Raw genomic sequence first — 24,892 nt, 5'->3', positions numbered from 1 at the left:
TCAGAATAAGCCACGGCCTTCCTTAACCACATCATCACCAGCAGAACCATTACAGCATCTTTCATTATGCTTGTTCTTGTCACTTACACCGAAATCACTTTCGGTACCTGCAGCACATCCGCCGCTAAATAGCTCAAAATCAAGTGGAGTAATAACTTGATTTAACTCTAAAGACTTTACAAAGTCTTTAATTTTGCTAATTTTCTTTTCCATAGTAAAAATTTATTAAATTAACGTCGTTTAGCAATTTATACAAAAAAGCAATATTTTCATGAATAAGACATTGTTACTCTGTATATGTCGCATTTTTACTTTTGAACGTTTAATTTTTTACTACCAACGAGTAGCGATATACCCTACTTTATCGCTCATTCTGTTTACAAAAATAAAAAAATATTTAACTGACGATGAAATTTTGATAAAGTACGTAAAATATCTGGCAAATACATATAAAATAATGAGCGGCCGGAATTAATTCATTACTAAAGACTAGAGAGAATAAGTGGAATGGAAACTGATTATCGAATAGAAATATTATCTTACCTATCGGTAGTACTCAGTGTATCAGTACGCTATACAAAATAAATGCAATACCGAACCGACAAAGGCTATCAATCTGATTTTCAGAATGAAAACCTGATCTCTGAAAAAAAGGACTGCCTAAAATTAGACAGTCCTTCGCTACTTTCGGAAACCGGAAGGAAAAAGGCTTTCCACTTATTTCAGCAAAGTTTTACCGTTATAGGTTACGGATTTCAAAATCTTTTTCGCATTCTCCACGGAGATTGGGGAAGAGGAGAATAATGTACCCGCCCGGTGAGGCTTTGGGCTTCCGGGCTGAGCATCCAGTCCAACAGCTTCAGCGTTTCTTTCGCCTGAGCTTCCGTCCGTTATAAGCCTGTTCTTTATAAAGAATAATCCAGGTAAAACAACTGATCGGATAAGCATCGGATACTGGGGCATTGGTGATCATGGTACGGGTATCTGCGGGCATTTCTCCGCTGGCCGCAGCCGAGATACTTTCTGCGTTCGGACTGATAAAGCGACCCGCCTTATTTTTTAGCTGAGCTATCGGGATATTTAAAGCGAAAGCATATTCAGAACCGACATAGCCGATCGTTCCGGGAGTCTGGCTGATGATTCCGGCCACGCCGGGATTCCCTTTCGCAGCTAAACCGGCAGGCCATTTCAACGATTTTCCCGTACCGACCCGGTCTGCCCACTCCCCGCTTATTTTGGTCAGATAATCGCTGAATACGAAGGTCGTACCGCTACCGTCGGAGCGATACACCGGGTTCAATACCCGATCGGGTAAATTCAGCCCCGGATTGACAGTCTGAATCCGGTTGTCATTCCATCGGGTGATCTTACCCAGATAAATATCGGCTATAATCTCCCCGGTTAATTTCAAATCTTTCACTCCCGGAAGATTGTAAGCCATAACAACAGCTCCCATGTAGGTAGGTACATGCACGGTGGCGGAAGGCATTTCGCTCATTTCCTTATCGGAAAGATAAGCATCGGAACCTCCGAAATCCACGACACGGTCTTTCTGATTGCGTATACCGCCTCCGCTACCGATGCCTCCGTAGGTAACCGAAACTCCCGTTTTATCCTGATAACTTTTAAAAGCCAGATTATAAAAAGGAAGGGGGAAAGTCGCGCTGGCACCCGCAATCGTCCCTTTTTTCCCGTCCGGAACTCCGGCTTCGCAAGTATAGCCGCAGGTAACCAGACGCAGTATTAAAATTCCGATGAATAATAAATTCTTCATTTTTTTAGGTTTAAATTGATTTTAAATTTTTATTCGGATTAGCCGATCGATAAAACCGGAACCATTACCGGTCGTCCCGCTCAGATTTTAAATTCGAGACTCAAATAAGCAAAAGAAGAAGCTTTTCCGCTAGCCGGATTCCATGACGTAAAATTCGGTGCGATTTTCAATTGCTTGATCGGATTATACTGAAGCCCGAACAACAACAGCTGTCCCTCCCTACTGCTCCAATCGTCTTTAGAAGTCAAATAATCGTATCTGCCGAAGACATCGAATTTCGAGGCAAACTTAACGGTAGAATAAACCGAGAAACCGGATTGATTCGCATCTTTCTTGAATTTGGTATGATACATGGCATTATATTCGGCTCCCAGAGAAAAACGCCGGGTCTTATATCCGGCGAAAAGAGCCAGATTCTGCTGATCTTTCGTATCCTCGCCTTCGATATTTTTACTGGAGCTATCGAATAACCCCTAACGGTCAAATTTTGAACCGGATAAAAGGTCAGGCCGATGCCGTAACGATATTTATTGTCCTTGTTCAGTTTCTTATAACCTTCCCTATTGATAAAAGTCAGGTCTGCAGAAAACCAGGAGGCGAATTTGTACTTTCCGACCACCCCCATATCGGCACTGGAACCGAATTTATATTTGTCCTGAAAGGATTTCAGAATATACCGGTATCCCCAAAATTTTTCCTGAATATTGAACTGTTCCAACCCGATCAAACCGAAATTCAAAGTAAAATCTCCGGTCTTCCAACTCAACAGGGCATTGATGAGATAGACTCGCTCATAAAAAGAAAGATCTCCCGCCGGAATCCGGCACTCCCGAATTTTGTTTTCCCGAAGCAATAATTGCCTTTTGGTTCCGTTCAATAAAAAAGTATCGGGAGTGTAAAATTTTCCATGGCGACTCAAAACGATATTCGAAAAACCGGTATCGGTCAGCATACCTTTTCGTACGATAAGAATATCGTCACAACTTCCGCGTGCGCTCCAAAGAGTATTCAGAGACATACGCTCGGCAAACTTATAGGAATAATCGATCGTATCGTCCTCCACCAGGCGTAGCGTACGAATAACCCGACGGGTATACGGAATAAATTCGATTTGCCGAACCGCCCAATCATAAAGGATACGACATTTTACAATCCCTCCCGACAGTTCCGCCGGGGGTGATAATTCCTCCGGACCCACCTCCGGCACCCGTTTGAAAAAAACATTCGCCGTTTCCTGCGTCCGGCGGAGATGTGCCTCCCGATTACAAACCACCCCGTCCCTGATTTTAATAGTTTCCAAAAAGGTCATATCTGAAATTGTTTTAACCGTCCTTATCATCGCTTTTCTGGACCCGACATTCAGAAAGGCAAATACACTTTTTCCAGTACTTCCCGGTATTCGTCTTCACACCGGCTATTGATCGTAATACCGCCACCGCTCCGAAAATACATTTTCTCCTCTTGTTTTTCTACCTAACGGATCATCACTGCCGAATCCAGATCCTTTCCATCAAAATAACCGAATATGCCCGTATAAAATCCTCTCTTTATTTTCTCGGCTCCGGCAATAATACGTACCGTCGCTTCTTTCGGAGCGCCTGATATGGAACCTGCTGGAAGCATATGAAACACGATATCTCCGATACGGGAGGGATAATCGGAAGACAATTTCCCGCTAATCTCCGAACTCACTTGTAAGATTTCCCCGTTAGTCGTCTCTAAACGATCGATATATTGGAACCTTTCTACCCGGGTATCATCGGCAACACATCCTAAATCGTTGCGGATCAGATCTACAATCGTATAATGTTCCGCCTTTTCCTTATAATCTTCCAATATCGTTTTCTCCGCATGCGGCACCGTCGCATTTATCGTTCCTTTCATCGGATACGAAGCTATTTTTCCTTCTTGGATACGCACAAAAGTTTCAGGAGAAAAACAGACCAGCCGTTCCGGAATCAACAGACGATAAGGAGCCCGGCTGAACCTAAAAATATCAGCTAAGCTCAGAGTCGTCCGGATCTCCGTGGCAACTGTAAGATTCAACAGAAAAGAATCGCCCCGCATCAGTCCCTGGCGCACCCGTTGAAATTTTCGTTCGTAATCTTCATAAGCCGGCGGATAACGGACAAAAGAGAAAGAGTGCACGGGAGCTTCCGGAGCTCTGGCATTCGAACTCTTTCCCACCTGCCATAAAACATCCTGCACCTGAAAGGGATTTTCGTAAAAAAAACCCTTTGTGCACTCATAATCCACTCCGAATAAAAAAGGGCGGCCGGCTGCTCCCGCCGCATTCATCAACCGTTTTACCTCAACTGCCTGTAATATGCTGCAAAAATAAATGAAAATCCGGTTTCTCTTACGGTCCCGGCGATTTTCGCTCCCTCTTTCGGAAAGGAGCGGAAACCGGAATCACCGTTTTTTTGCATTTCCGATTTTATTAACCCGCAATTTTTCCGTTAATTTGCCTACCCAATCTCCATTTTATATGCAACGTATTCTGGTATCCCCGTCCCCGGGTGCTACCCAGGTGCTACTTTTAAATTTTTAGGACAAGGGTGGCTGTTCGGAAGAAATATATTATTTTCGTGGAAACTAAAGATAAATAATGAGCTACACTGATGAAAACAAATAAGGGTGAAGCATATAAAAATGCGTTCCGCCCGTTCTTACAGGACAATTACGAGAAGGTGAAGGCGGTAAAATTCTAGAAAGTTATCGGATTGTCGTGCCGGGGTATCTTTGTCACGGTCAGATCAGAAAACAAAATGTATAAACTATGAAAATACTTCTTATCATTATGGGAATGTTGAATTCGCCTTTTTTCTGCACCGATAGAAGGGTGAAGCTGACAGAGGAAAAGAAGTCAGTTCAGACTGGGTATGAGATAGGGAAAAGTGGATTTCACCTTGATAGTGATACATTATCTGCTAATCCAAGCTGTTCTTACAAAGGCAATAACCCTATTGGTATGTATAAAAGATTTGATGTTGATGTTTTCCAGGGGTATTATAATGATTTTAATGTGAACAACTTGAGAGGGTTTGTTTCGGAGTGAAAACAGATACGGTAAGAGTTTAGTCGTTACGAATATTGATGTATCCTTTGAATTATTTCTGCAAGAACGAGGTGTGTTGCCTTTATTCGAGTTGCAGGGATTTAGGTTCTATCTTCTGGCATATATGCTGTTCACAGTAGAGGATTACGAAGAGGCGGACACGATACCCGAAGGCATTGTTCACTCGCTGAAGTTGCGGGATGCCGGAAGGGAACCTTGCGAGTTTATACCGGAACGGCTGGTGCGGTTTAGTGAGGAACAGAGAATGGCAATATTGAACTTCTGGGAATATCCGGAATAATGTATGGAGGACTGATGTACAGCTACGCCACGCCGGACGATTGAAAGAATACCAAAAAAGTTCGGAGGTGGAGCATCAAACTAAGATGTAAAAATTATAAATATTAAAATACCTCTGATTATTTAAGAAGAGGAAAAATAAGAAATAGGATTATGCAAACAAGCATCTTAAAGATAATGTGCTTTTTCACTGCTACGGCTGGATATCTATTGGCTGTATATGTTATTATGCCCTGGATTATGTCGTTTCATCATGTAAAACCGGGATTCAAGGTGACCGATGTAGCCGCTGCATTCACATTTGAATATATTATCGGATGCATCATAGCTTGTGTTATTTGGCTGGTACTTTCGGGCGTACTGGCTCATATCGTCATTAAGGCATGGTGGCTGGGGGGATGTGCGTTGGTAGCAGCCGGTCTTATAATCATTGCGGTAGCAGGGTGGCAGGAACTGACTAAAGAGAGCAAACTAATATCATACGAGGAGTTTTATGATAATGGGGTGATTCGGGAGAGTGGGATGAAAACCAACAATTCTTCGGGTAGAATACATGGCAAAGTAACCAAATACTATCCAAGCGGAGAAATGTGGGCTACCGAAACGTATGTAATGGACGAGCTGCGTGGAGAGTGTGAAATATTCCATAAAAATGGGCAACTCATGGCAAAAGGAACAGGACAGGGCAAAGAGTGGTTGGATGAGGAGCGTGTGCCAATCCCCGATGGTGAGTGGACTTTTTATAGGGAAGACGGGGGCGTAGACGATGTACGGGTTTATAATAGGGGTGAGTTGGTTAGCTCCCAAAATTATCTTTATTTTTATGATTCTGATTGGAGTATTTGTACTATTTCTGATAAAAAACGGTTCACCGGAACCCTTGAAATGTCGGGGATTGTGACCAGATATTATTTTCCTAATCTGTTTAATGGCAAGGTGATTGACGGAAAGTTCGACGGTGAAATCTCCTCCTATTATAATATAGGAGAGAAACCCTCTATTGCAGTGGTTGCCAGGTACAACAAAGGAAAGCTCACGGGAGAATACAGGGCGTATTATACCAATGGGCAACTCTCTTCTGAACGTAATTATCTGGATGGTAAATACGACGGAGAGTATAAGAGCTATTATGAGGATTCTCTTGCCACCCGGCCTCATGGACAATTGAAATATAAAGCTTACTATAATCATTCAGGACGTCATGGTTTAGCTTGTTGGTATTATAAAAATGGTAAAATAGAAGCGGAATCCAATTATGTAAATGGCAAAAAGAATGGTATTTCCCGTCAGTGGAAGGAAGATGGTACATTCATCTCAGTATATCATTATGTGGATGATATAAAAGATGGGGCTTATGAACGCCATGAGGAAGATATCCATACCAAAGGGTTTTATAAAGAAGGGAAAGAAATAAGTTCTGTAAGCTGCCGTTACTATCCGGATGGTAAATTAAAATCTTTACTTGAAACGAGGGGTCGTGATAAAATAGTCCGCAGGGAAGAGTATGATGAAAATGGTGATGTAATATAACTGGTTATGAGCAAAATAGAATTGATTATACTTGCAATTGCCCTGTCTCTGCTCATTTGGAGCGGTTTAATATGGGCTACATCAAAAACACTTTCTATCGGAGGAACTCCAAGTGGTGGTAGTGTCCTCTTGTTTCTGGTCCTGGCGGCGGTGATTCTTTGCGCATTTCCGACTGTTCTGATATGGGCTGTTAATAAATGCAGCGAACCCACTACGCGCAATATAATCTGGGGAGGAGTGATTACTCTCTATTCTGTTTTTCCGGTAAGTGTGGCAATAGGTGAATTGATGAATCTGTATCGTTCGCAAGTGGTAGCGGAAGCAGAAGAGAAACTTCGGGATGAGAAGATTTCTTACGAGGATATGGTTGAAGCAATACTGCGTGCCGGATACCCGGAGGATTACCTGCTGACTTATATGCTTTGTTTGAATAGAATTGATTTTGCAGAGCGCTACATCCGTGAAAACCCCAAAGCAAGGTATCAGAATCTGCCGGATATGATGTACCGCTACTATTCCGCAAACAAGATGGATGATTGGAGCAATTATAACGATTCGCTATCCGGACAAGCTGCTGTTATCGCAACATTTCTACTGGATAACGGATGGGATATAAATGCTACAGGGGAAATAGATATGAATGGAAGTAGCAGTAAAGACCGCACTGCACTTTATATGGCCATTTCAAGCCGGGACCTTCGCACGGCTAATTTACTTCTTGAGCGTGGGGCTGACGTCAACAGGGGTGGTTATTCCTGTCTATGGATAGCTATTTTGATGGATGATGCCAAGCGTGTACAGATGCTCATAGAGCGGGGAGCGCATCTTAACGAAGAGTATGGCGAATCACTGCTATATACGGCAGTGAAAGGGAATAACACAGGGATTGTAAAAATGCTGCTCGATGCCGGGGCAAAGCCCCATAGCAACGAATCACTATTCCCCCTTGTTGACAAACAGACTAATCCTGAATTATGGAGCCTGCTTGCTCCAAAAAACAAATAAACACATTTGCCCCGTCCCCATGATTAGTGATAAAAGGCAGATAGCTGTTTGCTTTAGTAGTTCTAAATCTATATATTCGCACATAATGAAAATTGTTTCATCAGCTCAGGTAAGCAGACTGATAATCGGATGTTTAACAAAAAAATACGAAGTTTATAGGAGAATGAGCGAATATACAAATCAAATATGCTAAAACGGATCGTACAGATAGGAAATATCCGGTTCCCCCTTTACTCCTGAATGGAAATGAAAAGGAAATAGTGTCATTCTGAATTATGAAGAAAATAATGCTGGTATCAGTTTGTATAACGGTTGTGTGCATCCTTATGTATTGGGGATTCTGCAGGGTGTCTGTGAAATTCTACCTCATGCTGATAAATGCCTGGGAACGTAAAATCTGGATGGGGCCAAGTCCCACGCAGAAAGAGGAAAATTATGTCGTTTATCATCACTTTTGCAAAAGTGAACGCACCCTCATAGACAGTATCATTGCCTTCAATGACCGGACGATCCGGCCGGACTCAATAAGAAAATATCCCGACGGTTACCGCCGCAGCTTTTTTAAAAGAAGTGCCGTCCTGAATAAAGACTACAGGGAAGAAACAGACGGATCGGATATGATATACGACCATTTTGATAAACGTATTCTGTTATTTGAATGGCGCATCGTAAATGACACCGTTTGTGTCAGTCTCTTTGGTAAACAGGGGAAAGTTCCGCTTGCTGATATGGATAAGGATGCCCTGTCTATATCCAGACTTTCCCGGGTCATTGGAATAAAACCCGGCTTATGAAAACGCTCACCGATTTTATAGCTATCCGGAACACTTCCCGGATTACAAAACATATTGCGAAGCTAAACGGGTAATAAGCCTCCTGTTCCCCGGAGACCCGATACCCCTCTTAAAATATCAGAAATTAAAAAAATGACCATGAAAAGACGAACGCTTATTGAATTACTACTTGTAGTCATTCTAATGATGGGTTGTGGAAATGCCAAAAAAACAAAAGCAGATGCCAACGCTTCGAAGCAAGAAACACAATCGGAAGAAGGCACAGGCGATGAAACGCCGAAGCTCACGGCAATAAAACTGACAGACAAGGAATGGCTGGAAGTAAAGGCGAGTTATGATAAACTGGCGAAGGCTCTGGATGAGATCATGAGTGGAGACGAATGTGAAAGCATACATATAGACCTGTCCGGAATAGCAACGTCCGGCGATGTTTCTTTGGGAGGAATGATCCTGTATTATAAATTGAAACAGCAGGGCTATCCGTTTTTGCCGGACCATGAATATGCAGAACGCATTAAATATGTTTTCGGGATTGATTTCAATCATACTGATACTTTGAACAGGAATAAATTCAAATATTATCAGGACTACGTGGTAGCCTTAAATCCAATACCTGGTACTGACAATGAAGACGATATGCCGGGCAAAGAGTTCTATCCTTACAGAGATTATCAGTATTTTTTCAGCGGGTTCAATATCTGTGCAGTACGGATGCCATCTGTGCTGTCCATAGAAATGGATAAAAATACGAACAGAGATCATGTAAATGTTTCTGATGATTTGTTTGATTATCACTGGAACAATTATATACTGAATGATAATAAGGCCAGTTTGGATTGGTTATTGGACAATGGAAACGAAAAGGAACTGAAAGATTTGTTGTTTTATTTCGGATATGATAAGGAGGATAAAATTAATGAACGGGTACTCCATGATGACTATTGGCCCCTGATCGATAAATTCATGGGGCGTGACGTTTATGGAAAACTGCAAATTCACGAAGGGATATTGCGCTTCGTCGGGCGCTTTTCAACAGAAAATTGCAGTGACTATTTTGTAGCAGCAAGTACATTCGTGGAACAGATGGCATATATCCCTGAACTTGAAAGCGGAAAGCAAAAAGAGTTTCCTCAGTTGGTAGGCATGACGCTTCAGGAACGCCATAAAATGATTGCCTATGCTGTCAATACGCTTCAGCCTCTTTATGAAAAATATAACGGACAGGACGGTTATGGTTTTTTGGATAAATATAATATCGGAATTGTAGATTGTTTTTGGAGTGCTTTTTTTAACGACCATGAACTACTCGCAGACATCGAAGCTAACAATTGTTATGACTTACCGGATCTGACCAAACTTATCCGCAAGATGAAAGAGGATGAACGCTTCGTTAATAAAGAAACCGGTCTCCTGGAGCCGTGGAATTGGTCACCTGAAAACGTTGACTAACCACTGACCACGGGGACGGGGCTAAAGTGCTATCTGATTTTTATAGCACTTTAGCCCCGTCCCCGGGTGCTATGAAGGCACTGTAAATGATGGATTTGATAAAATATGTGTTTATCAGGTTATAACGTTTTAAGGTTATGGAAATAAATATATAAAATTCTTCCTTCAAAAGCCCCCAAAGGACGGGGTATTGGGATCATTTTGCATTTTATGCGGAATGGAATTAACTTGGAAGGATGGAGGGAAAGCATTATTTTTGTGCCATGAGAGGAATAGAAGAGGAGATTATACGGATATTGACGGAAGAGGGAGCCGCTTTCATCCGTTTCACAGACATCACAGAATTGCCGCCGGAGCAAAACAGAAACTTGCCTCGTGCTGTATCTTTCGGTATAACATTAACCCCCTCGTATGTACAGAAGGTAAAAGAGACTCCGGATTATGTACAAATGATCATCGCTCAAAATCAGATTGAGGAGGATGAATTTCATTTAAAGGAACTTAGGGCCGGAGAATTGGCGGACCGGATAGCCGAACTGCTGGTGTTGGAAGGGTACCAGGCTTATTCATTGTCGGATAATAATGTAATAGCAACGCATGCCTGGGATGCGGAAAACCTGCGGACGCTTTTGCCGCAGAAAACGGTTGCCGTCCTGGCTGGGGCGGGCTGGGTCGGGAAAAACAACCTGTTGATCACTCCGGTATACGGTCCGGCACTTACCCTGGGTACAGTGCTGACGGATGCTCCGTTGCATATTGCCGGTACTCAGCCAATGGAAAGCAAATGCGGGGCATGCCGTATATGTACGGATATTTGCCCGGCGGGAGCGATTTATGGAAAAGCTTGGGAAAGACATATCCCGCGGGAAGAAAGGATAGATATACATCGGTGCACTACTTGTCTGAAATGTCTGGTCCACTGCCCTTATACCCGAAAATACCTGAAGTGCCGGGAATAACAAATGGATAGAGGGTGAATATTGGAGTGTACCTTTCAATTTGTTTAGGGGGCCGTTATGCAGCTTTTCCAAATTTATCCGCATAAACAAAAAGAGCTGCAAAAATGCAGCTCTTTTATTTATGAAAAGTGGTCCCACTTGGGCTTGAACCAAGGACCCCCTGATTATGAGTCAGGTGCTCTAACCAGCTGAGCTATAGGACCTACACTCTCGTGTGTTATCGGTTTCACTCGTTAACGGGTGCAAATATAGGGATAAAATCTGGTTTTTTGCAAAGGATGTGCAAAAAAAATGTTACTTTCGTTTTGAAAGAGAAGTTAAGTGGGTAGGGGTATGTGTAGATAGAGATAGGTGTAACGCTAATATTGGTCCGGAAAAATGAAAATATGCTTGTTAGTGATCGGAAAAACGGATGCGGCTTATATCAGAACGGGGATTGAGGAGTATGAGAAGCGGTTGACACGTTATGTTCCTTATGAGATGAGGGTTTTGCCGGATGTGAAAAACAGTAAGAATATGCCGGAGAGCCTTCAAAAGGGTAAAGAAGGGGAATTGATATTGGGGCAATTGCAGGCGGGAGATGTTGTTGTATTGTTGGACGAAAAGGGAAATCAGTTTACTTCTACCGGGTTTTCAGGGTATTTGGCACAGAAGATGCAGAGTGGAATAAAGCGCTTGGTATTTGTTATCGGAGGGCCTTACGGTTTTGCCGAAGATGTTTATAAACGGGCTAACGATAAGTTGTCATTGTCTAAGATGACATTTTCTCACCAGATGGTCCGGATGATTTTTGTGGAACAGGTTTACCGGGCAATGACGATCATGAATGGGGAACCATACCATCATGAGTGATGGTTTTTCGGATTAGTAAAGAAAAACACATGAAAAAAGCTTTAGTTGTATTCATTGCAGGACTGACCATTTTGCTGGGGGCATTATGTTGGGAATATATTTTAGATCGTCATGCCGGTGAAGATTGGGTCCGGGATTTTGAGAAGCGGCTACATGATAAGGAGGCTGAGGCGGAAAGTTTGTTGAAGCAATTCCGGGACAGTGTGAATATAGACGAGTACGTTTGGGAAGAGGATATTGTTTTTGTTGGGTTTAGGAATAAGAAGGTCTTTTTCTGGACAAATGAAATTATCGGTATGGACGGTTTATATGACGGACTGAATACCGGAGATAATTTTATAAAGATCAATAATGCTTTTTATGAGGTCCGGAAGAAGGTATATGGAGATAATGAATATTTTGCCTTACTGCATATTAAGGATAATTATCCTTACGATAATGAATATGTCAAAAACCGTTTCGGTAAATTTTTAGGTGTCGATATTGAAAATGCGGACAATATTATAGTGAGGCGCTTTGCTCAGGGCGGAGAATGGGAAATCAAGACCAAAGAAGGGAAGCCGCTTTTCTATGTACAGCATAGTGAGAATTTTAAAGATCGCTCGGTAAATTATCTGATTATCACGTTTTATCTTTTGTTTTTTATCAGTTTATTTTATGTATATAATCTGCTACTGACTTCCGCTTCTTCTTTCCGGATGCAATTGTTATACATTACCGGTTTTATCCTGTTTTTGCTTTTGTTGCGTTATACAATGATTGAAAATCAGTTTCCGGGTTCTGTTTACCGATTGCCTTTGTTTGACGGGACATTGATGGCAGGGCGTACGGTGACATCTATCGGGGATCTTATGTTATCGGCTTTTTCGATTGTTCAGGTCCTTTATATTTCTTTCAGTGCTTTGAAGGTAAATTATCAGAGTCCTAAGGTCAGGCGTATCCGCTATGTTATTATGGTCGGTTTGATTGTATTGGCTGCCGTATATATGTTTACATGGACTTATGCGATCAGTTCTTTGATCGGGCATACGGATGTCCATTTGAATATTGCCCGGGTGGTGAATGTCGGATTGCCTTCTATTGTGGCTTTTGTTGCGATTATTATGGGCGGGGTGGGACTTATCATCATCATCGATGGGGCGGTATATATATTGAAAAATCTGCTTCCTTTAAAAATTGTTCTGGAGACGGTTGTCGTGGTCATGGGCTTTTTGGCTTTTCTCTGTGTGTTGTGGGATATGGACAGTTTTTTCTGGGGCAGTCTTTTTGTGCTGGTTAATTTCATTTTATTTGCTGTAAATCGTTATGCGGTGAACCGGGATATGCAGCGTAGTATTTTTATATTGACGATGTCTTTGTTGTCTGTGTATATTGTTTTAACGGCAAAAAAATACGAACAATACCGGGAGTTGACCCAGAGAGCTGCCTATGCGACAGAGCTTATCGAGGAGCGGGATCGTAATTTTGAGAAGAAGCTGGTGGAAATAGATGAGCAGATTAATGATTCCGAGGTGATAGCCGATTTGGTGGCAAATTACAATGAAGAGTTTTTGAGGTTATGTCTGACGAATGATTTGTTGGATTTAAACGGGTATAATTATATTTCTGATATTACGTTGTGTCGTCAGGATGATAGTCTCCGAGTGGGGGTTGCTGCACAATTGCATTGTTGTAACGATTATTTCGGAGATATAATCAATTGGCACGGAGAACGGTTGGGGAAGACTAATTTTTATTTTATTAATGATTTCGACGGTTATGTTTCTTATATCGGCCGGTTTGAATTCGGGGAGGTTATTCTTTATTTGAGTTTTGATTCGGCGAAAGACAGTGAGGGAAGTGGTTATCCACAGATATTATCCAGGGAATCGATAGAAGGGATTGATATTATTTATCCGTATTCATACGCCAAGTATCGGGACGGGCAATTGATATTTTCATCCGGAGAGTTTAATTATTACCGTTCGTTTAATTCTTTTGGTGAATACCATGGGAATATAGCGATTGTGGAGAAAGATCATTATTCACATATGGTTATCCCGGTCAATGAAAGCGGAGGTTTGGTCATGAGTTTGTCGGATTCAATCTTTTCTTTGTACTATGTAAATATATTGTATGTTTTTTTCGTTTGCATATTGCTTTCTTCTTACGGGCTTTTTTTTAGCCGTGATCACAAAATAAATTATAGGCGCGGGACTTTAAAATCCAGGATTAAAAACAGTATTGTTTCTTTGATTTTCGTATTGTTTTTTATTCTTACTGCTTTATCTATTTATCTGAATACGAAAAGTTTTGAAGATCGTCACCGTTCAAAAGCGACGGAGTTGCTGAAGTACGTCAATAAAGAGTTGGAGGCGTTGGAATGTGTGGAGTATACAGAGTGCCAGGATATCCTGAATGTATTGACGAATATGTCTGAAATCCTGATGATCGATATCAATATCTATTCTCAGAAAGGTATGTTGGTGGCTACTTCCCGTCCGGAAATCTTTACGGCCGGTTTTGCCGGTTATCTGGTGGATGCGGAGGCTTTAAAGAGTATTGTCGATGACGGTTCGATGAGTTTTGTCAAGGAAAAGCATATCGGGGAATTGAATTATATGTCGGTGTATATGCCGTTGGTTTTGGAAAATAATAAGTCGTATATACTCAATGTTCCTTATTTTACACAGAATGACGAGTTGAATCTCGATATTGTGATTATGGTGATTATTGCGGTTAATATTGCTATTGTCGTCATGGTACTGGCTTTTATCTTATCCGGCGTGGTGGCAGAAAGGGTAACGAAACCGTTACAATTGGTCAATGATAAATTGAAGCAGATGCGGATCGGAGGGAAAAATGAGAAGATTGTTTATAACCGCCGTGATGAAGTGGGGAGTTTGGTGAAAGAGTATAACAATATGGTGGAGAAATTGGAGGAGAGTGTCAGCCAGTTGGCTAAATCGGAACGTGAGAGTGCCTGGCGGGAGATGGCGAGACAAATTGCTCACGAAATAAAGAATCCGCTCACACCGATGAAGCTGAATATACAGTTTATGTTGCGTTCGTTGCAGATTGAAGATCCCGATGAATTTAAAAAGCGTTTTAAGGATGTGTCTACGGTGTTGATTGAGCAGATTGATAATATGGCTTCGATCGCATCGGCATTTTCCGATTTTGCAAAGATCCCGGTTTCCCAAAAGGAAGTTTTCGATATTAGTGAAATGGTACAGAATTGTGCGACATTGTTTGAAATGAATGTAGATTATCTGGAATGTAATATTATTCCCGGTGTTCGGGTGCTGGCAGATAAGGAACAGGTACACCGTGTAATTGTAAATGTCTTGCAAAATGCTGTACAGAGTATTCCGGAGGACCGCAAGGGCGAGTTGCGTATAAGAACGGACAAGGTCGGACAGAATGTTGTCATTCGCATCCGGGATAACGGAGTCGGCATACCGGCAGAAATACGGGAAAAAATTTTCGAACCTAATTTTACGACCAAGACGAGCGGTATGGGGTTAGGATTGGCTATTTCAAGGCGGATCATGGAAAGTATGGGAGGGATCATCGATTTTATGAGTCTGGATGTCGGAACTGAATTTTTTATCGTTTTAAGGTATACGGATGGTATTGAAAGGGTAGAATGAATAAGTTGATTTAATTTTCAATTATGGAGAGTAGTTATCTGATGTTTTTTATGGTTTTGTTCTGTGTGCTGATGATAGCCGCAGTTGTAATTTGGTATTTGTATCATAAGGTGAAGGCAATGCCCGATGGGGATGCGAAGGTAGCGATGGAGGATTTTGAGCCTTTTTTTAAAGTGGCAGCCGGGGATATTGTAAAGTTGACGAATGCTAATTTTATCGAGCAATTGGAACTTTTGATCCGGGAGTCGAATGTCGAGAGTAAACTGCCGGCTTTTTATGAAAAATACCTGGAATTGAACAAAACCAATAAAGAGGGGTATTTTCAAAATTTGTTGGAGATGCTGGGGAAAAATAGAGGAAATTATATAAATACGCTGTTGGGTAATCATCCGGAAATTTCGACACAGGAGATATTGCTGTTAATTTTGATGCAGGAAAAATTCGATAATAAGTCGATAGCCCGTATATTGTTTATAACTCCGGAAACATTGAAGAAACGTAAATCCCGTTTAAAAGCTAAGTTAGGCAGGAAAGAAGATGTATAAATTTGCCGTTGATTTTGAGAAATATGTGTAAAAAGCTGTATTTTCGTAGGTCCGAAGTGTGATGAATTAAAAAATGTGTAATATTATGAATATAAAATTTTTGTCTTTTGTGATTTTGTTGTTTGCTTTTTCAGGTAGTTATGCCCAGCCTGTTATTCATTTTGAACAGCGCTTGCATGATTTCGGAACAATAAAGGAAGTGAATGGGGCTGTGTCTTATAATTTTGTATTTGTAAATCAGGGCACGAGTCCGATTTTGGTGAAAAATGTCGAATCTTCCTGCGGTTGTACTTCTCCGGAATGGACCAAACAGCCTGTTTTGCCCGGACAAACGGGATTTGTCAAGGCTACTTTCGATCCGAAGGACCGGCCGGGCTATTTTGATAAGACGATTACTGTTTTTTCCAATGCCAAGACTCCTATTGTGGAATTGAAGATTAAAGGAACGGTAGAGGGACGTACACGTACTGTTTTAGATGAATATCCGTATGAATTGGCTTCCGGTTTGCGTTTGCCTCTGGATCACATTTCTTTGATGAAGGTAAGGAAAGGAGATGCTAAAGGAATGAATTACGGTGTATATAATAATTCGGGGAAGAAAGTTGCCGTTTCTTTTACCGACGTCCCGTCCTGGCTGAAGATCAGTATTGAACCGCAACAGATGGAAACCGGGAAAATCGCCATGATAAAAGCTTCTTGTAATACGGCTTTGTTAAATAATTATGGTTTGAATGAACAGGAAATCGGTTTGCTTGTGAATGGTAAAAAATATCCTTTGAGGGTGTCCGTGTATGTGGAGGAGGATTTTAGCGGAAAGGATATGTCGACGGCTCCTGCTATTACTGTGGAAAAAAAATACTATAATTTCGGAACGATTGCTTCACCGGCACAAGCTGGTTATACCTATAAGATTACGAATACCGGTAAGTCTTTGTTGAAGATTCACCGGGTTTATGCAAACGACAGCCGGATAAAGGTGACGTTAGCAGTTCAGGAGCTTAAACCCGGTGAGTCGACAGAGATAAAAGCGGAAATCGTGGAAAAGGCTATGGCCGGAAAACTTTCGGGTGTTATAAACGTAATCACGAATAGTCCTTTAAACCCGGATCTGCCCCTCCGGTTTTATGGGGAGATCAAGTAAAGGGCTTAGAAAAATTACACTTAAATAATATAAAATGAAAAAGCATATTCCTAACTTCCTTACCGGCATGAATGTGGTGTCGGGTATGATGGCTGTATTTATGGGTATGTATGGAAACCTGGAAATGGCTGCGATTTTCATACTTATCGGTATGGTTTTTGATTTTTTTGATGGAATGGTTGCCCGTTTATTACATGTGAAATCTGAATTAGGCAAAGAGTTGGATTCTCTGGCTGATGTGGTCAGCTTTGGAGTTGCGCCTGCGATATTGGCTCATTTGCTGATGAAGGATGTGCTTTTCGGTGGACATGCAGGATGTATCCGGGATTTGTCTCTTGTGGGACAGATTCTGGTCTTTGTGCCTTTATTGATACCCTTCTTTTCTGCTTTCAGGCTGGCTAAATTTAATTTGGATAAACGGCAGACGATGTCGTTTATCGGTATGCCTGTACCTGCACATGCCCTTTTTTGGGTGGGATTGGTTTTTGCTTCGCTTTATATTCCGGAGGTCTATGCCGTTTTATTCGGGAATATCTGGGTTTTGGCTGCCTGTGTTGTTATTCTGTCTTTGTTACTGGTGAGTGAATTGCCGATGTTTTCCTTAAAGATAACGGATTTCTCCTGGAAAGCCAATTACATTAGATATATTTATTTTTTGTGTTTGCTTCTCATTGCCGTTTTTTTCGGCTTGTCGGTTATTCTATGCGTTATTCCTTTGTATATTCTGTTTTGTGCTGTGGATGCATTGCTGCATGTGTCTGCAGGGAAATGATTTGATTCCCGGACAGGGATGTATTTGCCAAGGTCGAGGGGATTTTACCTGAATTATTTTGCAAATCGCGACTCATTGGAGATTGAGAAAATGCAAAAATCCGGGGAATGGAGAGGATTATATATAGAACCGGTTTAAGTCAGGTAATGCGGGAATGGCTCTTCAAAAAGTTTTCAGAAGAGTGCCAGGTGTGATTTTACAATGTATTTATTCAAGGGTTTCCAGCGGATCGTACTCAACATAGTCGTAATCCGGAGAAATTTTGACGATAGGCGTGATATTACCGGAGACGGGAGTTGGAATTATCGGCTGGGGTTGAATCAGAGTTGAACTGATATTTTTGTTGTTGTCCCCGAAGTGTACTATTCCGACCTGGGTAATGACGACTAAACCGGCAATGACAGCTGCTGCGAGGCCGTATTTTAGCGAACGATGTACCCAGTTTGTGGATTCCATATTGATATACGGAGACATTTCCGGGGTGAAAGTCGGTATTTCTATTTGTTGAGGTTTAAGTCTCTTGTCTTCTGTTGTAAGCTTAGGAGCTTCGATTTCCTCCATGCCATAGGTATCGGACAGGAAATTGTTTTCTCCCGATTCGAATATAATATTGAAGCGACGGTCTGTATAAAATACGCCTATATCGCCGAATGCGATACGTTGCCGTTGATTCAGACGGATTTTTAAATCTTCACAGAAAAGTTCGACTTGTTTTACGGCTTTATCATAAGGAATATTTTCTTTGCATACAATCCAATTGGCAAGTAAGCCGTCGTTGTGTGTCAGGTTCCGGTTAAATAGAATATCTTTTGACGGAGGGGTGATTATTCCGCTCGTTTCGTCAATACATGCACTTTTATAATTGCATATAAAACCGCCGAAATCCGGTATTATAACGCAATCATGGAGAAACAATAAATTGGATATGTATTCTATAAACCTATGCATAGTACAAAAGTAAAAAAAAGAAAGAGAATTCCAATACATATTGGGGAACTTTTTATAAAAATTCATATTTTATTGCTTACTTTGCAAAGAATAAGGTGAGAACTTAATATTATAATTTTTTTACGATGAAAGTATTTGTAACAGGAGGTACCGGTTATATCGGTTCCCATACGGTTGTAGAGCTTCAACAGAGCGGCTTTGAAGTGATCATTGTGGATAATTTGTGCAATTCAAATATTCATGTATTGGACGGTATTGAAAAGATTACCGGTATCCGGCCGGAATTCGAGCAATTCGATTTGACCGATGCTGTGGCTACGCGGGATTTTTTCTCCCGTCATCGGGACATTAAGGCTGTTATCCATTTTGCGGCATTAAAAGCTGTGGGAGAATCGGTATCAAAGCCTTTGGAGTATTACAAAAACAATTTGAATTCCTTGATGAACGTATTATCGTCTATGCGGGAGTTCGGCGTAAAGAATCTGGTATTCTCTTCTTCCTGTACGGTATACGGACAAGCCGATGTATTGCCGGTTACGGAACAGACACCGCGTAAGCAGGCGGAATCTCCTTACGGAAATACCAAAGCGATGTGTGAGGATATTATGCGGGATCTGGCTAAGGTAGAGAAAGAAATGAACCTGATAGCTTTGCGTTATTTCAACCCCATCGGTGCGCATCCTTCTGCTCTTATCGGGGAATTGCCGAACGGAGTACCTAATAATTTAATACCTTATTTGACACAGACGGTGGCTGGTATCCGGGAGCAATTGAGTGTGTTCGGAGATGACTATGATACGTCCGACGGTTCTGCTGTGCGGGATTATATCGATGTTGTGGATTTGGCAAAAGCGCATGTCGTTGCTATACGGCGGTTGGTTGAGGGGAAAAATAAGACGAATTACGAATATTTCAATATCGGAACGGGAAACGGAGTGTCGGTATTGGAGTTGATTCATGCTTTTGAGCGGGCTACCGGTAAGAAAGTGAATTATAAAATCACGGGACGCCGTGCAGGTGATATCGAAAAGGTGTGGGCCGATACGACTCTTGCCAATACAGAATTGGGCTGGAAGGCTCAGGTCAGTTTGGAAGAAACGTTGGCGAATACCTGGAGATGGCAGGAAAAGTTAGCGAATTAAGTATATATTCTGATTGTGAAAAACGGTATCCGGCTGACCGGATACCGTTTTTTTATTCAACGGTAACTGATTTCGCCAGATTGCGCGGCATATCTACGTTGCAGCCTCTCAATACGGCAATATGATAAGATATCAGTTGCAGGGGAATGACGGATAATAAAGGGGATAGCAATTCGAGGGTATCCGGGATTTCAATGGTGTATTGTGCAATTTTGCTTACCACTTCATCGTCGGGATTGACAAGGGCAATTACGTTGCCTTTCCGGGATTCCACTTCTTTGATATTGGAGATGATTTTTTCATAATACGCATCCCGGGTTGCAATGACGAATACCGGCATTTTTTCGTCGATAAGTGCTATCGGACCGTGTTTCATTTCTGCGGCGGGATAGCCTTCTGCGTGTATATAAGAGATTTCTTTCAGTTTTAAGGCACCTTCCAGGGCTACCGGGTATTGGCATCCCCGGCCCAGGTATATGGCGTTGGGACAATCTTTCAGTTCTGCTGCCAATTTTTTTATTTCTTCTTCTTTTTGCAGTATTTCATTGATTTTGTCCGGTAGTAAGCTTAATTCCCGGATATAATTGTGGTATTTATCGGCTTCCAATGTTCCTTTTTTGCAGCCGGTTAGCAGGGCCATCATTGTCAATACTGCGATCTGAGCCGTGAAGGCTTTTGTTGAGGCTACTCCGATTTCCGGACCGGCATGGGTATAGACTCCGGCATGGGTTTCTCTGGCAATACTGGAGCCGACGACATTGCAAATGCCGAGTACCGTTGCTCCTTTTTCTTTGGCCAATCGGATTGCCGCTAAGGTATCGGCTGTTTCTCCGCTTTGGGAGATGGCGATGACAATGTCTTTGGGATTGATGATGGGATTCCGGTACCGGAATTCTGATGCATATTCGACTTCTACCGGAATCCGGGCTAATTCTTCAATGAGGTATTCCCCCACCAGGCCGGCATGCCAGGAAGTGCCGCAACCGATGATAAGGATTCGTTCGGCCGAAGCCAAGGCCGGTATGACTTCTGTTATGCCGCCTAAAAAAATATCAGAAGCTTCGTAGTTGATCCGTCCCCGGATTGTATCTTTTATCGAATATACCTGCTCGAATATTTCTTTTAGCATAAAGTGGGGAAAGCCTCCTTTTTCTATTTTTTCAATATCCAGATCGATCTGTCTGATGTCGGGCGACAGCATATCGTTGTCGCGGCTTTTTAAGGTAAGACCGTCTTTCCGGAGGATTGCGATGTCGTCGTCATTCAGATAAATGACATTTTTTGTGTATTCGATGATGGGGGTGGCGTCAGAAGCGGCAAAATATTCACGGTCGCCAACTCCTATGACCAGGGGACTGCCTTTTCTTGTTGTGATCAATTTGTCTTGTTCGTCTGTACACATGATGACCAGACCGTAGGCTCCGACAACTTTCCCTAAAGCTAATCGCACAGCAGTTTCTGCATCGATTCCCCCTTTCATATAAATGTATTCGATCAGGTTGACGAGCACTTCCGAGTCGGTTTCACTTTTGAAGGAGTATCCTCTTCGGGCTAATTTTTCTTTCAGGTGGGCATAATTTTCAATGATTCCATTGTGAACCAAGGAGAATTTACCGTGCATAGAGGTGTGGGGATGGGCATTTTTATCGCTGGGTTCTCCATGGGTCGCCCAACGTGTATGTCCCATGCCGATAGAAGCATGGGTGTCGGAGTCCCGGAGTTTTTCTTCCAGGTCGTGGACTCTTCCCTTGGTTTTGTAAACCTGGATTTGATGGTTGTTGATTAAGGCGATGCCGGCGGAATCGTATCCCCGGTATTCTAATCTTTTCAGTCCTGTAATTAAAATAGGATAAGCTTCTTTATAGCCGATATAGGCAACTATTCCGCACATATGGTTCGTTTGTGTGTTGGTAAATTAAAAAATTATTGAAGTGGGTACTGTTATAAAAAAAAGCTGTATAAGTTTGCGACTCATACAGCTTTGTGCTTATTTTTTCGTTTCGATTATCTTATCGAAGAAATCGGAGTAATTGTCAATGTACTCCTCCTGGTTGGAATACTCCAAGATGGGTTTGCCCGATTTTTGAGCGTATTCCTGTAGGTTGGGGTCTATTTCTTTGTTGTTGAAAATGATACCATCGGCAAAATTGAAAGCCAGTTTACTCACATTGACGTGAGAAGGTTCTTTTACGATCTCGACGTCTTTGCTTTTGATGTTTTCCGTGAGGATTTTCTTGTGAAAATCTTCGTGCAGGTTGCCTTTGAATTTGTCATCTGAAGTCGAGAAAACTACTTTTGCATGTGCAAAAATCGGGTCTTCTGCATATTCTTTTTTCAGAAATATAGGCACAAGTGCTGTAAACCAGCCTTGACAATAAATCAGATCGGGTGCCCATCTTAATTTTTTGACCGTTTCGAAGACTCCCCGGGCAAAAAAGATAGCCCTTTCATCATTGTCTTCGAAGAAACTTCCCTTTTCATCAGTAATTACATGCTTTCTTTGAAAATAGTCTTCATTATCGATAAAATAGACTTGCATGCGTGCGGCTTGAATGGAAGCTACCTTTATAATAAGGGGATGGTCAGTGTCGTTGATAATCAGATTCATGCCGGATAAGCGAATAACTTCGTGCAGTTGATTGCGTCGTTCGTTGATACAACCAAACCGGGGCATGAATGTTCTAATTTCTTTTCCTTTTTCTTGTATCCCTTGAGGTAAGTACCGGCCTATATGTGACATTTCAGATTCAGGCAGATAAGGCATTATCTCTGAGGATATAAATAAAACTCTTTTCTTCGCCATAGTTACATTCTCCCAAAAAACCATACAAAGATATACAATAAAGTTTAGAAATCAAAGGTATAACATTCGGAATTCAAAGAGCAACTGTTTTATTTCTCGTTTTTTTACTCTATTTTTGATTAAAACTTCTGCTATGTCACAACGAAATGATTCTGGCAAAAACGGGGAAGAACGGGCTGTTTTATACCTTATCCATAGGGGGTATACGATCCTGGAACGGAACTGGCGGATCGGTCATAAAGAAATAGATATTATTTGTACGGACGGGAAGATGATTATTGTCGTAGAAGTAAAAACCCGGGAAGCAGGTTGTGAGTTGCCGGGGGAATTGATCGATTTCCGGAAAAAGCGGAATTTACTTCGGGCAGGAGAAGCATATATTCGGGCAAAAGGCCTGGAACGGGAACTGCGCTTTGATTTGATCCTTGTGTCGGGAGTAGGAATGGATGTTCTTCATATTCGGGAAGCGATACAGGTTTTTGACTGAAGGAGGATTTAATTATAATCTAAAAACTGAAAAAATATGACAACTGTTAGAGCAAAGTATTTAGGTGGTTTACGGGTAGAATGTGAACACTTACAGAGTGGAGCGAAAATTGTAACGGATGCTCCGGTGGATAATCATGGTAAAGGAGAGGCTTTTTCTCCGACGGATTTATGTGCGACATCATTGGCTGCTTGCATGATGACTACGATGGGTATTTATGCGGAAACAATCGGTATCGATTTAACAGGGACGGAGATTGAGATAACCAAGAAGATGGCATTGGAGCCTCACAGGCGCATCGGTGAAGTGGAGATTGTTTTCCATATGCCGGATCGGGAGTATTCAGATAAACATAAAATTGCTCTGGAAAGGACAAAAAATGCCTGTGCCGTACATTTCAGCTTGAATGAGAATTTGATTCAAAACGTAAAATTCATTTGGAAGAGGTAGGGGTGATTTTAGATTGCAAATTTTAGATTTTAAATTGCCTGACAGGGGATCCGTTGCCGGATTTATTATCTGAAACCGTAAATCTACAATCGGAACCTGAATTTTAAATTTACGATTTTTGATTGTACGTACTATCCTTCCCTGCAAAAAAGAGGGATCGTAATTATAAAGCGTGAATCAAAAATCAATAAACATCAGAGAAGTATAGTATGGTATTTGTTACTGGTGCTACCGGCTTACTGGGGAGTCATTTGTTGTATTATCTGGCCAGGTCGGGCAAGGAGGTGTGTGCTTTGAAACGAAAAGACAGCCGTATAGAGGCAGTGAGGGAGGTTTGGCAGTTATATACCTCGGATGATACGTTGTGGGATGGGATCAGATGGGTTGAAGGAGATGTGATGGACCCGGAGGTATTGGAAACGATGGTAAGTCGTGCTGATTGTGTTTACCATTGTGCTGCCGTCGTATCTTTTGCAGGGGGAGACAAATCTTATTTGTCGGATGTAAATACAAGGGGAACGGAACATATAGCTGCGTTGTGTCAGAAGTATCGGGTCAGACTGTGTTATGTGAGTTCGATTGCGGCTTTGGGGGATGCCCGTTATGAGGGGGAGGTGATCGATGAAGATACACCGGTGATTACGGGAAGTGTTCATTCGGTTTATTCTCGGAGTAAAGCGGCAGCGGAACGTATTGTCCGGGATTATATGCAGAAAGGTCTGGAGGCTGTCATTGTAAATCCTTCTATTATTTTGGGGGCCGGCCATTGGAACCGAAGCAGTTCGAGGTTGTTTGTGACGGCAGCAAAGGGGATTATGGTTTACACGGAAGGCGTATGTGGATATGTAGATGTCAGGGATGTATGTCAGATTATACTGCTTTTGTCTGAAAATGGAATCCGGGGAGAGCGGTTTGTCATAAACGGTGGGAATTACAGCTACCGGGAATTATTTACGGAGATTGCCCGGGCTACGGGGCACCGTCCTCCGGGTATACGGCTTCGTCCCTGGATGACGAATATCGCCTGGCGGTTGTTGTCGGTTGTGGGAAAGATAACAGGTAAACGTCCGGATTTTACCCGGGAAACGGCCCGGTCATCCCAGCATAAATCTTATTATTCGTCGGCTAAATTTTTGTCTTATTACCCGGATTACCGGTTTTATTCTTTGTCCGATACGATCTGTGAAATCTATGCTGCGTATAAACAGAGACGGGTTTGAATGGATGTGCTGTCTTTGTTCCGGTAGAGAC

23 protein-coding genes and 1 tRNA gene are annotated in these 24,892 nt (G+C 42.0%); 16 read left to right on the top strand and 8 right to left on the bottom strand.

From position 1 onward, the window contains the following. The 4 genes from BN8908_RS12505 to BN8908_RS12490 form a co-directional block, all read right to left on the bottom strand. On the bottom strand, window positions 1–213 hold the full coding sequence (locus BN8908_RS12505; RefSeq protein WP_068690892.1) for a hypothetical protein: 213 nt from the start codon (window positions 211–213) through the stop codon (window positions 1–3). A gap of 646 nt (window positions 214–859) precedes the next feature. Next, window positions 860–1,774 (bottom strand): phosphate ABC transporter substrate-binding protein PstS, encoded by a 915-nt coding sequence (gene pstS, locus BN8908_RS12500; protein WP_316245213.1) that lies wholly within the window; start codon window positions 1,772–1,774, stop codon window positions 860–862. Window positions 1,775–2,018: 244 nt separating this feature from the next. Beyond that, window positions 2,019–3,083 (bottom strand): aminotransferase class IV, encoded by a 1,065-nt coding sequence (locus tag BN8908_RS12495; RefSeq protein ID WP_161945873.1) that lies wholly within the window; start codon window positions 3,081–3,083, stop codon window positions 2,019–2,021. A gap of 164 nt (window positions 3,084–3,247) precedes the next feature. Next, window positions 3,248–4,075 (bottom strand): aminodeoxychorismate synthase component I, encoded by an 828-nt coding sequence (locus BN8908_RS12490; protein WP_316245212.1) that lies wholly within the window; start codon window positions 4,073–4,075, stop codon window positions 3,248–3,250. 478 nt (window positions 4,076–4,553) lie between these two features. On the opposite strand from BN8908_RS12490, the gene BN8908_RS12485 reads away from it, so the two are divergent. The 7 genes from BN8908_RS12485 (at window position 4,554) to BN8908_RS12455 (ending at window position 10,869) form a co-directional block, all read left to right on the top strand. After that, window positions 4,554–4,832, top strand: a complete 279-nt coding sequence (locus tag BN8908_RS12485; protein WP_068690888.1) for a hypothetical protein — start codon at window positions 4,554–4,556, stop codon at window positions 4,830–4,832. After that, on the top strand, window positions 4,819–5,133 hold the full coding sequence (locus BN8908_RS12480; protein ID WP_068690886.1) for a DUF6714 family protein: 315 nt from the start codon (window positions 4,819–4,821) through the stop codon (window positions 5,131–5,133). Before BN8908_RS12485 ends, BN8908_RS12480 begins: the two co-directional genes overlap by 14 nt. A 152-nt stretch (window positions 5,134–5,285) precedes the next feature. Beyond that, window positions 5,286–6,662 carry a hypothetical protein gene (locus BN8908_RS12475; protein WP_082989257.1) on the top strand — a complete coding sequence of 459 codons (1,377 nt, stop codon included), beginning with the start codon at window positions 5,286–5,288 and terminating at the stop codon, window positions 6,660–6,662. 6 nt (window positions 6,663–6,668) lie between these two features. Next, window positions 6,669–7,667 (top strand): ankyrin repeat domain-containing protein, encoded by a 999-nt coding sequence (locus tag BN8908_RS12470; protein ID WP_068690883.1) that lies wholly within the window; start codon window positions 6,669–6,671, stop codon window positions 7,665–7,667. Between the two features lie 275 nt (window positions 7,668–7,942). Further along, the gene (locus tag BN8908_RS12465; protein ID WP_068690881.1) at window positions 7,943–8,461 is read left to right on the top strand and encodes a hypothetical protein; all 519 of its coding nucleotides are present in this window, start codon (window positions 7,943–7,945) and stop codon (window positions 8,459–8,461) included. A 138-nt stretch (window positions 8,462–8,599) separates the two neighbouring features. After that, window positions 8,600–9,910 carry a hypothetical protein gene (locus tag BN8908_RS12460; RefSeq protein ID WP_148453309.1) on the top strand — a complete coding sequence of 437 codons (1,311 nt, stop codon included), beginning with the start codon at window positions 8,600–8,602 and terminating at the stop codon, window positions 9,908–9,910. Between the two features lie 263 nt (window positions 9,911–10,173). Beyond that, window positions 10,174–10,869 (top strand): 4Fe-4S dicluster domain-containing protein, encoded by a 696-nt coding sequence (locus BN8908_RS12455; RefSeq protein ID WP_068692280.1) that lies wholly within the window; start codon window positions 10,174–10,176, stop codon window positions 10,867–10,869. A 129-nt stretch (window positions 10,870–10,998) separates the two neighbouring features. Here the strand turns inward: BN8908_RS12455 and BN8908_RS12450 are convergent. Then, window positions 10,999–11,072, bottom strand: a tRNA-Ile gene (locus BN8908_RS12450). A 175-nt stretch (window positions 11,073–11,247) separates the two neighbouring features. On the opposite strand from BN8908_RS12450, the gene rlmH reads away from it, so the two are divergent. From rlmH to pssA, 5 genes are all read left to right on the top strand, one after another. After that, the gene (gene rlmH, locus BN8908_RS12445) at window positions 11,248–11,721 is read left to right on the top strand and encodes a 23S rRNA (pseudouridine(1915)-N(3))-methyltransferase RlmH (RefSeq protein ID WP_021987043.1); all 474 of its coding nucleotides are present in this window, start codon (window positions 11,248–11,250) and stop codon (window positions 11,719–11,721) included. 29 nt (window positions 11,722–11,750) lie between these two features. Beyond that, window positions 11,751–15,353 carry a sensor histidine kinase gene (locus BN8908_RS12440; protein ID WP_068692278.1) on the top strand — a complete coding sequence of 1,201 codons (3,603 nt, stop codon included), beginning with the start codon at window positions 11,751–11,753 and terminating at the stop codon, window positions 15,351–15,353. A 23-nt stretch (window positions 15,354–15,376) separates the two neighbouring features. Further along, window positions 15,377–15,898, top strand: a complete 522-nt coding sequence (locus BN8908_RS12435) for a helix-turn-helix transcriptional regulator (RefSeq protein ID WP_021987045.1) — start codon at window positions 15,377–15,379, stop codon at window positions 15,896–15,898. 85 nt (window positions 15,899–15,983) lie between these two features. Next, a complete protein-coding gene (locus tag BN8908_RS12430; protein WP_161945872.1) occupies window positions 15,984–17,039 on the top strand; it encodes a DUF1573 domain-containing protein in 1,056 nt (351 codons plus the stop codon). Between the two features lie 34 nt (window positions 17,040–17,073). Further along, window positions 17,074–17,811 (top strand): CDP-diacylglycerol--serine O-phosphatidyltransferase, encoded by a 738-nt coding sequence (gene pssA / locus BN8908_RS12425; RefSeq protein ID WP_068690876.1) that lies wholly within the window; start codon window positions 17,074–17,076, stop codon window positions 17,809–17,811. Between the two features lie 207 nt (window positions 17,812–18,018). Here the strand turns inward: pssA and BN8908_RS12420 are convergent, their stop codons facing one another. Continuing rightward, window positions 18,019–18,759, bottom strand: a complete 741-nt coding sequence (locus tag BN8908_RS12420) for an HU domain-containing protein (RefSeq protein WP_068692276.1) — start codon at window positions 18,757–18,759, stop codon at window positions 18,019–18,021. A gap of 125 nt (window positions 18,760–18,884) precedes the next feature. On the opposite strand from BN8908_RS12420, the gene galE reads away from it, so the two are divergent. After that, window positions 18,885–19,901 (top strand): UDP-glucose 4-epimerase GalE, encoded by a 1,017-nt coding sequence (gene galE, locus BN8908_RS12415; protein ID WP_068690873.1) that lies wholly within the window; start codon window positions 18,885–18,887, stop codon window positions 19,899–19,901. Between the two features lie 52 nt (window positions 19,902–19,953). On the opposite strand, the gene glmS is transcribed toward galE, so the two are convergent. Both glmS and BN8908_RS12405 read right to left on the bottom strand, forming a co-directional pair. After that, on the bottom strand, window positions 19,954–21,792 hold the full coding sequence (gene glmS / locus BN8908_RS12410; RefSeq protein ID WP_021987050.1) for a glutamine--fructose-6-phosphate transaminase (isomerizing): 1,839 nt from the start codon (window positions 21,790–21,792) through the stop codon (window positions 19,954–19,956). A 96-nt stretch (window positions 21,793–21,888) separates the two neighbouring features. Beyond that, the gene (locus BN8908_RS12405) at window positions 21,889–22,704 is read right to left on the bottom strand and encodes a glycogen/starch synthase (protein WP_068692274.1); all 816 of its coding nucleotides are present in this window, start codon (window positions 22,702–22,704) and stop codon (window positions 21,889–21,891) included. Between the two features lie 133 nt (window positions 22,705–22,837). On the opposite strand from BN8908_RS12405, the gene BN8908_RS12400 reads away from it, so the two are divergent. From BN8908_RS12400 to BN8908_RS12390, 3 genes are all read left to right on the top strand, one after another. Beyond that, window positions 22,838–23,191, top strand: coding sequence for a YraN family protein (locus tag BN8908_RS12400; RefSeq protein WP_068690871.1), 354 nt, complete (start codon window positions 22,838–22,840; stop codon window positions 23,189–23,191). Between the two features lie 36 nt (window positions 23,192–23,227). Continuing rightward, window positions 23,228–23,641 carry an OsmC family protein gene (locus BN8908_RS12395; protein WP_021987053.1) on the top strand — a complete coding sequence of 138 codons (414 nt, stop codon included), beginning with the start codon at window positions 23,228–23,230 and terminating at the stop codon, window positions 23,639–23,641. Between the two features lie 209 nt (window positions 23,642–23,850). Then, complete coding sequence (locus tag BN8908_RS12390) at window positions 23,851–24,861, top strand: NAD-dependent epimerase/dehydratase family protein (RefSeq protein WP_068690869.1); 1,011 nt, start codon at window positions 23,851–23,853, stop codon at window positions 24,859–24,861. Window positions 24,862–24,892: the final 31 nt, after the last annotated feature.

This window comes from Culturomica massiliensis (assembly GCF_900091655.1).
Taxonomy (GTDB): Bacteria; Bacteroidota; Bacteroidia; order Bacteroidales; family Marinifilaceae; genus Culturomica; species Culturomica massiliensis.
The sequence above is the reverse complement of the archived record's forward strand: the minus strand, read 5'-3'. Positions and strand labels throughout refer to the sequence as shown.